Annotated in this window: 9 protein-coding genes and 2 pseudogenes; 6 read left to right on the forward strand and 5 right to left on the reverse strand. The window is 60.9% G+C overall.

Features of this window, described 5'->3' with window-relative positions:
* Positions 1–288 precede the first annotated feature (288 nt).
* From G7B69_RS17090 to G7B69_RS15715, 5 genes are all read left to right on the forward strand, one after another.
* Positions 289–612: a PilZ domain-containing protein gene (locus G7B69_RS17090; RefSeq protein WP_423717960.1), complete on the forward strand. Its 324-nt coding sequence runs from the start codon at positions 289–291 to the stop codon at positions 610–612.
* 49 nt (positions 613–661) lie between these two features.
* Positions 662–1,027 (forward strand): response regulator, encoded by a 366-nt coding sequence (locus tag G7B69_RS15700; protein ID WP_166180978.1) that lies wholly within the window; start codon positions 662–664, stop codon positions 1,025–1,027.
* A gap of 422 nt (positions 1,028–1,449) precedes the next feature.
* Positions 1,450–1,887 carry a hypothetical protein gene (locus G7B69_RS15705; RefSeq protein ID WP_166180980.1) on the forward strand — a complete coding sequence of 146 codons (438 nt, stop codon included), beginning with the start codon at positions 1,450–1,452 and terminating at the stop codon, positions 1,885–1,887.
* Positions 1,888–1,898: 11 nt separating this feature from the next.
* Positions 1,899–2,288, forward strand: a complete 390-nt coding sequence (locus tag G7B69_RS15710) for a hypothetical protein (protein WP_166180981.1) — start codon at positions 1,899–1,901, stop codon at positions 2,286–2,288.
* Between the two features lie 260 nt (positions 2,289–2,548).
* Positions 2,549–3,250 carry a peptidoglycan-binding domain-containing protein gene (locus tag G7B69_RS15715; RefSeq protein WP_166180983.1) on the forward strand — a complete coding sequence of 234 codons (702 nt, stop codon included), beginning with the start codon at positions 2,549–2,551 and terminating at the stop codon, positions 3,248–3,250.
* A 561-nt stretch (positions 3,251–3,811) separates the two neighbouring features.
* Here G7B69_RS15715 and G7B69_RS15720 read toward each other — a convergent pair.
* Positions 3,812–4,918 (reverse strand): hypothetical protein, encoded by a 1,107-nt coding sequence (locus tag G7B69_RS15720; protein WP_166180984.1) that lies wholly within the window; start codon positions 4,916–4,918, stop codon positions 3,812–3,814.
* A gap of 289 nt (positions 4,919–5,207) precedes the next feature.
* Here G7B69_RS15720 and G7B69_RS15725 point away from each other — a divergent pair.
* Positions 5,208–5,648, forward strand: a pseudogene (locus tag G7B69_RS15725) (Ros/MucR family transcriptional regulator).
* An 8-nt stretch (positions 5,649–5,656) separates the two neighbouring features.
* Here G7B69_RS15725 and G7B69_RS16740 read toward each other — a convergent pair.
* From G7B69_RS16740 to G7B69_RS15745, 4 genes and pseudogenes are all read right to left on the reverse strand, one after another.
* The gene (locus tag G7B69_RS16740) at positions 5,657–8,065 is read right to left on the reverse strand and encodes a patatin-like phospholipase domain-containing protein (protein WP_207786049.1); all 2,409 of its coding nucleotides are present in this window, start codon (positions 8,063–8,065) and stop codon (positions 5,657–5,659) included.
* Positions 8,066–8,660: 595 nt separating this feature from the next.
* Positions 8,661–11,645 carry a sensor domain-containing protein gene (locus tag G7B69_RS15735; protein WP_243415220.1) on the reverse strand — a complete coding sequence of 995 codons (2,985 nt, stop codon included), beginning with the start codon at positions 11,643–11,645 and terminating at the stop codon, positions 8,661–8,663.
* A gap of 251 nt (positions 11,646–11,896) precedes the next feature.
* Positions 11,897–13,093 (reverse strand): PAS domain S-box protein, encoded by a 1,197-nt coding sequence (locus G7B69_RS15740; RefSeq protein WP_166180988.1) that lies wholly within the window; start codon positions 13,091–13,093, stop codon positions 11,897–11,899.
* Between the two features lie 339 nt (positions 13,094–13,432).
* Positions 13,433–14,059, reverse strand: a pseudogene (locus G7B69_RS15745) (tyrosine-type recombinase/integrase).
* Positions 14,060–14,096 lie beyond the last annotated feature (37 nt).

Here is a 14,096-nt window from a genome sequence, read left to right on the forward strand (position 1 = left end):
ATCTCCAAACCTCGCAACCCTCGTGACGCTGAACATTATGTTGTGCCCACGAATGGCAGCTAACCCCACTGCGGTCATCCCGCCGGGAAAAGCGGACCTTCAAAGCGGCCCGTCTGCACACGACCCAAAGCGGAAGTTCGCTCAGTAGACCTGGGCTCGCTCTATACCTCAAATTAACTCACGAAATTTCTCACCGGCCGGAACTAATGCGCGGCTTCGATCTTGATCAACGCAAGGCTTCCAGGTGGCAGCGATGCTGGCACCTTTGGGAAGACGGGGCGAGGCGTAATGTTTGAGGTGAGCCAACTTCTTGAGACAGAAGACTACATCGGGCGCCGGGCTCAAACGCGGCGTATCGTGGACTTACGGGCACAGGTTCGTTGTGGAAGCGAAACTTGGCGGCCGATTAGAGTCGTCGATCTCTCGTCTACGGGATTCCGCCTAAGCTGGCTTCCGTCCTGTTCGACAGACTGCAGGATTTGGCTTCGCATTGAAGGGCTCGAACCGCTCCCAGCGACGATACGCTGGAAGAACAACGGCGGGGTAGGATGCGAGTTCATACGCCCCCTTAGCGCCGCTGTGCTGGACCATTTGTCCCGCCGGCAGATATGACATCGGCAAGTGGCACGACGTCGAGTCCTCAAAACCGAGTGGTGGTCCGATGAAGCACTGTCTTCTGGTTGACGACTCACGAGTGATCAGAATGGTCTCTCGTCACATGATCGAGAGTTTAAGCTTCGCCGTCACTGAAGCCGAGGACGGCCGACAGGCGCTCGACGCATGCAGGCTGTCGATGCCGGACCTCATACTTCTCGATTGGAACATGCCTGTGATGGGAGGGATGGAATTTCTGCGTGAGCTCCGCAATTCGAAAGAGGGCGACAAGCCCAAGGTCGTATTCTGCACCACGGAATATGATGTGGACTGCATGCGCAGCGGATTTGCGGCCGGTGCCAATGAGTACATAATCAAGCCATTCGATCAGCAAACGCTCGAGATAAAGCTGCAGCAGATCGGCTGCACCTAACGTCGGCTTTCCACCCATTGCGGGGGTGTTGTCAGAGCAACTGCACCAGTCGTTGGAGTGCGAGTTTGTCGGCACCTTGGCGGTGTGATTGAGCTGAAATCTTGGCCAAGCGCCGCCGTTCCTGGAACTTTGCCGGCGACGAGAGCAAGACTGACAGCGCCACTTCTCTGCCGCGTAGAGGCTAAGGTGCAGTTGCTCTGACAGTGCCCGCGCGCGGGATCGCGGGCCATTGTCACGCATGCCCGCGAGGGCGAGGCGTATCGCTCCCCGCCGCAGCTCCGCTCAGCCCATGCAGTATCCGCCGAAGCGCCGGAAACACGCCCCGCACTCCGTTTCGCATGAACAGCGATGCGCTTTTTCGAAAGCGTTTCCCTCGCTGACTTGGGTGGGTTATGAAATAGCCAAATTGAGGGGCGACTCACATGCATCTGCGCAAGTCGTTTTTGCTCGCAATGGTATGCCTCAGCATCTCGGGGTGCACGATCTTCGCCCCTCGTTTCGATCCATACGTCTCCGAAAAGACAAACTCGGCGTACACCGAGGTGGCTGAACTGTTGTCGGCCGCTGAACTTGGAAAGTATGCGAAAGCGGACACCTTCAAGGACGCGATTGACAAGTATGCGAGCATTGACGGTCAGCTTGCTGCCGCCGAGCAGCGCGTTACGCTGTTGAATGCGCCGAGCAGGCCGAGCCAGACCGCTCGAGACTTGCTGGTGCGCCAGATCGAGAGTTGCCGGACTCAAGTAAAGAACCTCGCTCAAGATCACCGCACTAGCGGTATTCCGCCTGAGGCCGGCAGAACCGGACCCGTCTTGATTTCATGCGACATGGCGGCACGCGCCGCCGATGCGATGAAATAAGGAACATCGCCATGGCTGATCTTTCCGCGTTCAATCCGAACAATGTCGATGATCTCGCCAGCAGGATTGTGCAACAAGTGTCGGGGGAGGCCAAGACTTGGTGGGACAAGAATAGTGGACTCATGACCGGATATGTCCGGAGCCTGGCAGAGGCTGCCTTCCAAACGACGACTGCCCTGGCAAACGGCACGATTACCGCGGTGCAAGCCAACAGCGCCACCCGCGCCCAGAAACTTGCATTCGAGCAGACCGTCGAGTTCACGGAGTTCGAGACGCTCGTCCTGGCCCAGCGCATAGTGGACGCTGTCTTCACAGTAATTGGCTGGGTCATCTACAACAGGACCGGGATCAACCTCACTCCGGGTCTTGTGCAACCGAAAGCTGCTGCCGGCGGCACCTGAACAATGGGGTCCGACAGGATCAGAGCACTGCACTCCGGTTGTGGGCAGGTCACAGGCGACCGGCACAGCTGCGAGCACACTGGACGCGAGAAGCAACGCCTCCATCCAACAAACGTCCATCAAACTGTTCGCGCTTACAACTGCGCAGTCAGAACGCCGAGGCGTATGCAAGGATGGTGTTGCGTTACCAGCGCCTGATACAGGCGGGCGGGATTCCATAATGGAACTAACTTCGAGGTGCAGCTGAAGGGAGAGGTACAATGGCAACTGGAGTCCAGATGCTTGAGCTGGCGAGAAGCCGGATTGACCAGCGCTACGTGAACGTATGCGTCCCCAAGAATAATCCAAACTGGCAAGGGCCCTGGGACTGCGCAGAGTTCATGTCGTGGCTCGTCTACCAGCTCACGAGAAGACTTTATGGCTGTGTCGATGATGACGGAGATCCTGCGACCGTCGAGGCCTACACGGGCGCGTGGGAGAGAGACGCAAAGCGGCTCGGTCGGCTTGTTCCATGGGAGCTGGCGGCCGGTATCGCGGGTGCGGTCCTGCTTCGGTATCCCCCGGTGCCCGGCAGCATGGGACACATTGTGGTGAGTGACGGCGTCGGAGGCACGGTCGAGGCCATGGGGAAAAGATGGGGCGTAACAACGGGCAAGTCCTCGGGTCGGGACTGGGACACGGGAATACTGCTACCCGGGTTCGAGTACGACGCACCAAGTCGCCTGGTCCTCTCACCGCCGGGGATCATCTACGCCATCGGGCGGCCAAGGCTGGACCCGGAGGTCACCAAGCGAATACAAACGGCGCTCCTCGGCTTTGGCGTTGACCCCGGGCCAGTTGATGGCGTTTTTGGCGCGAATACGACCGCCGCGGTGGCAGCGTTCCAGTCCATGAAGGGACTTGTTGCGGACGGGAAGGTTGGTAGACAAACCGCTCGCGCGCTAAAGATTTCGCTCGTTTAACAAGCTCGCATGAACCTTCTCTTGAGGACGGTCGGGTTGGAACGACTGGGCGAATCTCGCTGGCTGTTGTGACTCTTCGTGTGTCAACACTTCTGGCCATGCCGTTCTCGAATCAGCCGCGGATCAAGCCGCAGAGCGCCAATTTTTTACTCGTTGCCCCTTCTTTCACAGAAGCCGAAAGTCGACTCTGCTTTGCTTGGTGTCGCCGGCACGATAGTGTCTCTGCGTAAGTATATTCGCGACTTCCGGGGATGTGCGCCGGTATGCCGAATGCCCATTATGGCCATTACACAGGTAAGCTCATCTTTGAGCCCCTCCCCGACGGCAGGCGCATGCGGGTCTTGTGTGCTTTCGGGTTCATGGAAGCTGACGGCCTGGTGTTGTCAGAGCGACTGCACCGAGCCGACTGGGGACGTCATCTTCGTCTCCCGGGAGATGGGATTTTGGCCAAACGCCTCCGGTCCTGGAACTGAGCCGGCGACAAGAGCGAGACTGACAGCTCGGCCGCTCTGCCAGTCAGAGGTTAAGGTGCAGTTGCTCTGACAGCACCGTCTTCTACTTTCACCGCCCCACGATCTTTATGAACTCCGGGTCCCCGCGCAACAGAGCGAGATCGTTGTCGCTGCTCTCCGGATCGGAAATCCGCCACAGCCGGTCCTTGTAACTACTGGAAAGCGCGACCGCGCGCCGCGCACAGTCGAGCGCGCTCTGCCGCGCCGCGTCCCACTCCGGCGTCTCGGGTTGCGTGCGGTGGAGCTTCTGGCCAAAGGCGGCGGCGAGATAGAACCAGAAATCGGGGCGTTTGCGGGCCGCGCTGCTGCCAAGCTCGTCGCCGAGACGGATGACCTGGTCGGGATCGTCCTTGTACAACAAGTCGAACATCAGGTTGAGCGCGTCCTCGACGGTGACCTTGCCCTTGCTGCCGAGCTGCTGGTCGACAAAGCTGGACACCTCACCCTCGCGGGCGACCGCACGGACTGTGCGCTGCTCGGATGCCGCCAGCTCCGGCTGGCGGGTGAGCAGGTACTCGACGGTATGGAACATCCTGATCAGCACGAGCCGCGAGCTGAGATACATGAACAGGAAGCCGCAAGCGGCGCCGAACACCAGAATGATCGGACCGATAACCGGGAGGATTCCTGCCGATGGCGGCGACCCCGCCGGGGCAACATTGACCGCCGTCGTTAGAAACGCGCGAAAAGACAGCAGCGCGTCGTTGACGTTGTGCAGTTCGGCGAGCGTGGCGCCAATGATCAGCGTCGTGAGCCAATCCGAAATCCGTTCGAGATTGGTATTCGAGCTGAGCAGCCGCGTCGCCGCGGCTGGGCGATGAGCCGTTCCTGCGGCGTCGTCGTCGCCCTCCAGCGGCTGATCGCTGGCGGAGACCGGAACCACCGCCCCGGTGCGGTCCTCGGCCGACAACACCCGCGGCACCCCGAACAGGAAGCCGAAAAAGGCTCCGCCGGTAAATGCGGCGAGAAAGATCAGCACCGCGACCCCGGCGGAGACCAGAATGCCCCACATGCTCGCGGCAATCACTGCGATCAGCGCCAATATTACACCGAGCCACAGCAACGTCTCGAGCTGATCGAGCGCGGTGCGGCTGCCGCTCCCAAAGGCACCGGAACCATCAGCACTTGCAGTGGCGCTCGCTTCATCAGCAGTCATCGCAGTATCCTCCCCTGAAGATTGTCGATTCTATTTAATCATCACCATTCTTGCGTCCGCGTGCTGACCAAGTATTCCCGCAACGAGACGCTTCCTTACTTATTTGGTCTTGTGGATCCGTTGAAGCATGGCTTGGTGATAGTTCGGTCCACTTGTGTCCATGTAGAAAATGCGAACCGTCGCGGCGGTATGCGCGCTCTGGCAAATCCGTTGCGCCCGTTTGGCCAAAAGCGGCTCGCGCTTTAGGCGCCGTGACGGGTCCCCTAGAAATTGATCGGAGCAAGCTCTCATGGTCGACGCCGCTACCTTTGACGATGCACCCACAACACACGCCACGGATATCGGGGTTTCCTACGTTGCGAGCAATTCGTTGGGCGCCAAAGAGGTCTCCACGCTGCTTCGCAACGTCTATTCCACGCTGGCCGATCTCGGCCAGGAAAGTGCCGCGCCGGAAGTCCGGCCCGAACCGGCAGCGTCGGTGCGATCGTCGATCAAGCGGGATCACATCGTCTGCCTCGAAGACGGTAAGAAAATGAAGGTGCTCACGCGCCACCTCATGGCCGACCGCGGCATGACTCCGGACGAATACCGGGCGCGCTAGGGCCTTTCGTCGGACTACCCGATGGCTGCCCCCGATTATGCGGACAAACGGCGTGACCTGGCCAAGAAGATTGGCCTCGACCGCAAGCCCGGCCAGCACCGCGGCCGGCGCAAGAAATCCGCAGTCTGAGCTTGCGCTCATGTGCGCCGGCGACGACGAGGTGGCCGTTCCTCGCCGGACGGTGCGGCGAGTTCTACCGCCTGAGTGGGCGAGCCCTGCTCTGGCGGCGCGGTTCGTCGCACCGGGCGCCTCGGCAGCGCGGCGTCGACCTTGGCGCGGGCCTCGGCGTCGTCGCGAAAGCCTTCGCTGCCAGTGACAATCGCCAGGCGGTCTTCGCCAAACAACCCCGACACCATGTGAAAGCCGAGCGCTCGGTACATCTCGAACTGCTCTTCGGAAAAGAACTGGTCGCCGGTCGTCTCGTGCGGAAAGTCCAGGTTCCGCTCGGCATAGTCAAGGACGTAGTCCTTTTCATCACCCGACAGCGATGACTTGACGTACACCAGCAAGCCCTCGCCTCCACCGACATAGGAGATCGTTCCGATCGCCACGTGGGGCCCTTTCATGCAGGGCGCGCAGTGATCGGGAAGACCAGTGGATACCGTCCGCGACATGGCCGCGATCGCCTCCCACGGCAGCGTGATGCGGGCGCCGAGGTCTATCCGCGCGTAGCGTTCGACCCGCAGGAGGGATTCGAAGCCGAGCTCGGGGTCGGCTTCGGCGTCGATGACGAAAATGAGCCGACAGCGCCGCTTGAGCAGGGCATAAACGCCGAGATTTTCGATATGGCCGCCATCGGTCAGATAGACATTGCGGCGGCGTTCGTGGAGGCGATTGAACATCTCGATGATCAGGTAGAACCGGTCGGCCTGCTCGCCGAGGTATCGTCGCAGGCGGTTTGCCCAGGTATCTTCCTCACCGACATAATACGGGTTGGTGAGATAATAGCCGAGGCGCACATTGAGGAGCGCGAGCGTCGGCGAGAGGACCCTGATGGTTTTGCCGCCCATGTTGGCTGACGCCGCCGCACCCGAAATCGCCATCGCACAGGCCAGATCGAGCCGGCTGTCGCGGCGTTCCATTTGCTCGGTTTCGGCGTAGCGGGTGAGCTCGCTGCCAACAAAATACGGGCTGAACAGGAAGAAGTCGGCATCACGCCCGCGCTTATTAGCCGCCAGCGAGCCCTGGACGTTGAGCGCGGCGTTGATCAGCGGGTAGGGCCCGTCGCTCTGTCCCAGCGCGGAAAGCTTGGTGCCGTCGAGCGGCGGCAGATCGCCCATCGCGCGGGCGCTGCGGGCGAGCTTGCGGTTAGCTAACCCCGATGTGTCGCGCTTCCGATCGGGGCTCACGAGAAACGCCTTGCTAAGGCGGTCGCGGTACAGCTGGTGCAGCGAATAACCGTTCGAACGCATCCGTCCCATGAGGAGGAGGCTCACAGCCACCGCCATGAGCAGTCTTCGGAAGTCCGGCGTGGCAAGCATCTCATCCGCCGGAGGTGGGGAAGGGATGAGCCAGGCGCATAGGATCAGGTAGCTCGCCCATATGAGCAGCGGCACGACCAGAGCGGCAAGGAACACTGTGCCACGGGTCAGCCACCGCAAGCCGATCGTTTGCCATTTTTGCGAGCGTTTGCTGGTCTGCAGGAATTTTCCGAGTGCGCTGGCGGCTGCCGAGATCGCGCCCGCAAACGCCAGAAGGGCGCCGGGAATTCCGGTCAGGCTGTCCCACGAAAGCCCCTTGCTCGCGAGCAGATGCGGCCCCTGTGACCTCAACCACTCAATAGCGATCGGCTGAAGTTCGAGGAACAGAACCCCGCCGAGCAGGCACAGCAGGCCCAAGCTGGCAGAGAGGAGATTGCTGGCAGTGTCGCTAGTCGTCCGGTCGAGGGCGGGCACCGAGCGGAGCATCGCCCACGCGAGCAACACCATCCCCAACACAGCTCCCACGACAGTCGTCCAAGCCAAAGACCAAGGTGTCACAAAGGCCAAGGGAGCGGGAAGGTAGAGTAGCGGACTGGGCAGCGAGAAGCCGATGTAGGTGATCGCAACCGCCAGCAGGATAGTCGCCACCACGCATAGGGCGTTGGCGAGAAGGCCCCTCAGGAGGATCACCGCCGCTTCGCCAAAATTGCGGACCGCACTTCGGTTTCGCGGCAGCAGATAATTCGAGTAGTTGCGGATGTGCGCCACGACATCGCTGTCGCGCACATCATCGCCATAGGGGTATTGGCCACCCCCACGCGTACTCATCGCCGCCGAGAGGCAAGCCCCGGCATAGCCTCCGCCCGAAACGGTAGAGAGGTAATCAAACGAATCGAACCGGCCGGCGACCCGCAGCGCCTGAATCGCGCCGATGCACGTCGCCGCCGACCTGATCCCGCCGCCAGACAAGGCCAGACCTGTCGGCCGTGGATCCGGGTCCCGGGGGCTGTCGAGTGGGACCGGCGGCGGCCGCATTTCCCGCCGGCGCTCCAATTCGCTGGCTTCTGTTTGCAGGACTATTTTGAAGTCAACGCTCGGCGTTTCGCCTTTGATTGTCTTGTTCATCAGGCAGCCCCAGTGAATTTCGCTTGTTTCATCGCGAAACTCAGCCGAGAGGCCGAGCCTCGCACCGCCTGAGCCCGGCAAAGATGATCTTTTCGTCCGGGAGCGACAGGTTTGGGCTGCTAAACAGTGCAGCGAGATGATCTACCGTGACTGTGAACGGCATCGGCTCCTCCCACCAGCCTGCCCTTCTTGGCAAGCTAAGGCCCCGCTCTTGAAGCGAAGCGATATTTTAACTTGGGACTCGTCCGATCTTGTTCAGGATATCTGAAATCGCCGTCTCTACAAATACTTTCGAGACTCAGATTGAATCCTCGTGGGAGTCGGATCCAAGAGAGTCGCTAATGATGTCCATCCGGCGCACGAATGTGCCCATCTGGATCTACGGGTGAAGATGGCCGGTCTTTCGGCATTGAACATATGGGGCGTTTATCATCTGCGCTGGCGAATTTCATATATTGCGCGTTATCATCCTGGAAGGCCGCTTCTGGCCGGTTGCAGACTGGCCGCTTTCATTAAGGTTCCGCGGGAAAGCCGACGTGTGTACCGCCATTCGATATTCCTGACGCCTCTCACAATAAACTGCCCCCGACTGTCTCTATGAAGAACTAGTTGCCACCAGGCGTAGCCGCGCTCGATCGTCGACTTGCAACTGCTTGGCTGCTCTGTGGGGCAGTTGACCCAACAGCGGCGGGACGCGCGACGCGCCGACCGCTTTCGAGAACAGGAAGCCCTGACCGAAGTCGCAGCCGAGCCGCTGCAGCCGTTCGGCCTGGGCCATCTGTTCGATGCCCTCGGCGACGACGGCGATGTTGAGGCTCTTGCCGAGGTTGATTACCGCGCGGACGATCGCCTCGTCGCCAGGGTCGATCTCCATATCGCGCACGAAGCTCTGGTCGATCTTGATGATGTCGACTGGGAACTGCTTGAGGTGGCGCAGCGAGGCATAGCCGGTGCCGAAATCGTCGAGAGCGATCTTGACGCCCTGCGAATTGAGCAGCGCCAGCGCTCGGTGGACGGACTCCGCGCCGCGGCCGAGGAACACCGTCTCCGTCACTTCGAGCTGGAAGCAGCGGTTGGGGATCTGCGCCCGGCGGAGGCAATCGAGCACTCTTTCGGCGAAATTGTCGCGGCGGAACTCGGCCGCCGAGGCATTGACCGCGACGTGGCCGAAAACAATCCCGCGGTCGAGCCAGCCGCGCATGTCGGCGATGACCCGGTCGATCATCCGGTCGCTGATCGCTGCGGCGACCTCGAGATCCTCGAACGCCGCCTCCAGCGCGGCGGGATGGCAGATGCGGCCGTTGGTGTTGCGCCAGCGCAGCAGCGCCTCGAAGCCGTCGATCCGGCCGTTCTGGAGGTCGAGCTTGGGCTGGTAATATGGGATCACCCGGTTGTCATCGATTGCGTTGCGGGCCAGCTGGACCATCGACACGCGGCGCCGCAGATCCTCGCGCATGTGCGGCTCGTAGAGCGTCACGGTCGCCCGCCCGGCCGCCTTGGCGGCGTAGAGCGCGGTGTCGGCGCACTTGAGGATCTCCTTGGCGCTGCGCGCGTGATCGGGGAACATGCTTGCGCCCGAGGACACGCGGCAGTCGAGCACTCGTCCGCCGTGGACGAATGGCGCGCGCATCCGCTCCTGGATCGAGCGCGAGAGGCGAAGCAGGTCGTCCTTGCCGTGCAGCCGGGGGACAACGATCGCGAACTCGTCGCCACCGAGCCGGGCGACAGTGTCGTGCTGCCGGACGACGCTGCGCAGCCGCTCGCCAAACATCTTGAGCAGTGTGTCGCCGACGTCGTGCCCGAGCGAATCGTTGATCTGCTTGAAGTGGTCGAGATCGAGCATCAGCACGCCGACCGCCCCACCGCTCTGCCGCGCTCGACTGATTGCCTGGTCCAGCTTCTCCTGAAACAGCGCGCGATTGGCGAGTCGGGTCAGCGGATCGTGGCTCGCGCTCCAGCGGACACGTTCCTCGGCGGTCTTCTCCTCGGTCACGTCGCGGCCGGTGATGATGATCCGCTGAGAGACGCGATCGCTTTCGTGCCCGCGCCAGCCGTTGAACGCGACCCAGCGCTCGCGCCCGTCGTCGGCGCGATTGATCTTAAACGAGGCTTCGAACCGTTCGATATTGCCCGCCCTGATTTCGTTCAGCTGGCGCATGAAGTCGGCCCGGTCATCAGGGTGGATGCACTGCACGGCCAGCTCGAGCGACGCCGGTGCATCCAGCGGGATGCCGAAGATTTGGCGCAGCCGACTCGACCAGTCGCGCTGGTCGAGCTCCGCGTCATAGTCCCACACGCCGAGTCCGGCGGCTTCGGCGGCGAGACGGAAGCGCTCCTCGCTTTCGCGGAGCGCCTGCTCGGCTCGCTTGCGATCGGTGATGTCGAGATGGGCGCCGATGCTTCGCAAGGCATTGCCGTTTTCGTCCCGCTCCATCTTGGTGCGGCTGTAGATCCATCGCACCTCGCCCGTGATCCCGTGGACGATACGGAACTCGGACTGGAACGTCTCTCGCGTCTCAAGACACGATTCGACTTCTTGCCGAAAGCGCTCCCGATCTTCCGGGTGCACGTACTCGAGTAATTCCTCAAAGGTGATTGTCTCAGTTCCGGCCGGCAGCCCAAGCTGTTCGACCAATTTTCCCGAAACGTACGCCAAACCATCAGCTTCGGCCTCAAAATCGGCCAGTCCGGTCGCCTCCTGAACCAACCTCAGACGCTGTTCGCTCCGACGCAAAGCATCCTCGGCGGTTTTTCTCTCGCTCACGTCACGCGAAATGCACATGTGCGCCTTGCCCCCGCCTTGAAGCGCAAAGGGCACTGAATGTGCTTCGACATGATGCCGGTCGCCGTTCATGCCGACGATTTCGTAATTCCACACCACGGTCTCACCCGCGAGCACGCGGCGGTGAACGTCAACGCAATCGGCCAGGTATTCCGGCATAACAGGCACGTGGCCCGAGCCATTAAGGGTCTCGAGGTCTGGCGCCTCGAGCAGTTCGAGACCGCGCGGGTTGATGTAGGTGAGCCGTGACTCGTCGTCGAACAGCTTCACGCAATCGGGCACGGCATCAAGAATCGCTCTAAGCCGTGCCTCGCTTTCGCGTAGTGATTCCTCGGCTCTCTTTCGATCGGTTATGTCGAGGTGTGCGCCGATGCTGCTGAGCACGTCACCCGCTTCATTGAAAGTGACCTTGGTATTGCTCGAAATCCAGCGCACCTCGCCGGTGTCTGCCCGCACGATGCGAAACTCGAATTGACAGCAACCGCTCCGTTCGGTGCTACGTTGGACATGTTGCAGAAATCCGTCGCGATCATCAGGATGCACTAACTTCAACCACTCATCGTGCGACAGCAAGGTTGTGCCCGCCGGAAGTCCAACCTGGTCAAGGAACCGTTCCGAAAAGTGGGAAATCCCCTCAACGCTAGCCTCAAATTCTGCGAAGCCGGTCGCTTCCTGCACAAGCCGTAGGCGCTCTTCGCTGCGCCGAAGTGCATTGTCAGTCGCCAATGCATTGGCGCGAGAATCTCCACGGCTATCAATGCCATGCTCCGTTTCTGCTTTATCGAACGGCGGAGACATCCCACTTCCTGCGCCAACTGCAGAAAGTTGAACTGCATAAGTTCAGTTTCGATGTGTTTAAGGAGCGCTAAGGGCTTTCCACGCCTGGTCAACAGCGCTCCTTCCGCGAATGGCCGATAGCCGACCGTCCGGTCATGAGCGGAATGCCCAAAACAGCAGTTGGACCGCTATCGCCGCTGAACGCGATCGCGCTATGTCTGCAATCGACCGATTGCGGACGTTGACGGTTTTCCAGGAAACAGACCCTCCGTTTAGCTCCCCAAGGCGCGTTCAGCCTCGGTCGGCACCTGTTCCACTTTGGCCCTCGGCAGTACGAGCCGACAGACGAGTCCCTCTGGTCGGTAATCGACGCTGACGTCGGCCTGAAACGTCCGCTTGACCATCCCCTCGATCAGCGTGGTGCCAAATCCCCGCCGGCTTGGCGGCTTCACGGGCGGCCCACCCGTTTCGCGCCATTCGATCGCGAGCATCGGTTCGTCCTCCTTGCGTGTGCCCTCACAGGTCACGATGACCCGTCCACGGGGGTCGCTCAGGGCGCCGTACTTGGCGGAGTTAGTCGCAAGCTCATGAACGGCGAGCGCGAGCGGCTGGACCGCTGCCGGGCTCAGCGCCACCGGCTCGCCTTTTATGACGACATTTGCTCCCTGCGAGTCGCTGAAATGGGCGAGTTCAGCCTGCAACAGCGCGCTCAGGTCGACGTCTTTCCGCTCGCCTCCCCAAAGCAACGTCTGCGTGGCTGCCAGGGCCCTCAGGCGCTCGTGCAGCGAGTGCGCCAATTCTTCGACACTGGTCGCGCTTCTGGCGCTGAGCGACACGAGGGAGCTGACCACCGAAAGTACGTTCCGCACGCGATGATCCAGTTCGTGCGCGATGACCTCGCGTTGCTCTTCCAATTTCTCGCGTTCGGTTATGTCCCGATGCACCACCGTCAGAATGGTCTTTCCGTCGACCGATCGCCGCGACACTGCTGCCTCGGCCGGGAAGTCTTCACCATTCTTCCGACGGCCCCAAACCTTACGCTGATCGCCCATCAGCCGGTTGGCCAACCCTTCTTGCGAGGCGAAGTCCCGCAGGTGACCGGCATGCTGCGCGCGGTGGCGCTGTGGAAGCAGCATTTCCACCTGCTGACCCAGCACTTCGTCCGCGCTGTAGCCGAAGGATTGTTCCGCGGCCTTGTTGAAAAGGAGAATGTGCCCCTCTTCGTCCGTGCAAATTATTGAATCAGCGATTAGCTCGAGAAGGTCAGCACTCATCAACCTGTGCTGAGCCGATTCCGGCGCGAACGAAAACGCAGATTTAGACCCTCCCGCTTCGCCCGACAGAAAGGCGGCAAGGCTGGTCCGTTCCTGTTCCAGCAACGCTTCCAGGCGTGCGAGCTGGTCCGGATCGGTCTCGCTCTCGATCAGCTTTTCAAAACGCTCAATGTTTAGGCGTGTAATCCACTCCATGGCCGCAACCCCCGAAAAACCGGGCCCTGGCTATCCCCGAGTCGCCAGATATTATCACGGCTCAGTCGGAGTTGCGAAGATTCCGAGTTTAATGACTAAGAGTTACGCCGTATCCGGCTTTGACACTAGCGTCAGTAAGAACCGGCAGAGAGCCCTACTTCACTCCTCTCGAAGTCGACAAGAACAGCGATTTGGCTGAAGTCCTTGTTTCTGCTTATAGACATTTGGGTTGGACCAATCCGCACATGTCCGCGTTCCACCCATTCCGGACATTCAGGGAATGCCCGCTTCGACCCATTGGGGACATTAGCGCCGCCGCGGGAGCGGCGGCGCTGACGTTCAAACTTCCGTTGCCTCGGCAAGTTCGAGCGCATCTTCGATGTCCACACCCAGGTAGCGCACGGTGCTCTCGATCTTGCTGTGCCCGAGTAGTATTTGCACAGCACGTAGGTTGCCGGTCTGCTTGTAGATCATGGAGGCCTTGGTTCGACGCAGTGAGTGCGTGCCGTAGTCCTGGGGCTTGAGCCCGATCGCGGACACCCACTCATCGACGAGCCGGCCATACTGGCGTGTGCTGAGATGGTTCGCATGATCGATCCGGCTCGGAAAGACGAAGTCTTCGAGCGCGCCGCCTCTCCGTTCCAACCACGTGAGCAGTGTCGATCGCGCTGGCTCGAGAATTTAAGACTGGACGGGTCGGCCCGTCTTTCGCTGAACGATCGTCGCGCGGTCACGGATGGCATTCCCGCTCACCAGATCGTCTGTGCGGATTCGGACCAGGTCGCAGCCGCGCAACTTGCTGTCGATCGCCAGGTCGAACAGCGCCCGATCCCTGAGGCGCCCCTCCTGATCGAGCCAGAAGCGGATTGCCCAGACCTCCTTTTGCTTGAGCGCCCGCTTCGGCCCAACCTTGCGGCCGACATTCCATGCCTGCCTCGGATGACCATCGAATTCTGAGTAGCCCATTTCATTTCTCCATTGGGTCGGCATGACCCGCTGGAGG

Origin of the sequence: Croceibacterium segetis (assembly GCF_011320115.1) — a bacterium.
Lineage (GTDB): Bacteria > Pseudomonadota > Alphaproteobacteria > Sphingomonadales > Sphingomonadaceae > Croceibacterium_B > Croceibacterium_B segetis.

Bases quoted from the DNA above. Each gene is read 5' to 3' on its own strand.
- G7B69_RS17090 (WP_423717960.1), top strand. From the start codon at position 289: ATGTTTGAGGTGAGCCAACTTCTTGAGACAGAAGACTACATCGGGCGC.
- G7B69_RS15700 (WP_166180978.1), top strand. From the start codon at position 662: ATGAAGCACTGTCTTCTGGTTGACGACTCACGAGTGATCAGAATGGTC.
- G7B69_RS15705 (WP_166180980.1), top strand. From the start codon at position 1,450: ATGCATCTGCGCAAGTCGTTTTTGCTCGCAATGGTATGCCTCAGCATC.
- G7B69_RS15710 (WP_166180981.1), top strand. From the start codon at position 1,899: ATGGCTGATCTTTCCGCGTTCAATCCGAACAATGTCGATGATCTCGCC.
- G7B69_RS15715 (WP_166180983.1), top strand. From the start codon at position 2,549: ATGGCAACTGGAGTCCAGATGCTTGAGCTGGCGAGAAGCCGGATTGAC.
- G7B69_RS15720 (WP_166180984.1), bottom strand. From the start codon at position 4,918: ATGACTGCTGATGAAGCGAGCGCCACTGCAAGTGCTGATGGTTCCGGT.
- G7B69_RS16740 (WP_207786049.1), bottom strand. From the start codon at position 8,065: ATGAACAAGACAATCAAAGGCGAAACGCCGAGCGTTGACTTCAAAATA.
- G7B69_RS15735 (WP_243415220.1), bottom strand. From the start codon at position 11,645: ATGTCTCCGCCGTTCGATAAAGCAGAAACGGAGCATGGCATTGATAGC.
- G7B69_RS15740 (WP_166180988.1), bottom strand. From the start codon at position 13,093: ATGGAGTGGATTACACGCCTAAACATTGAGCGTTTTGAAAAGCTGATC.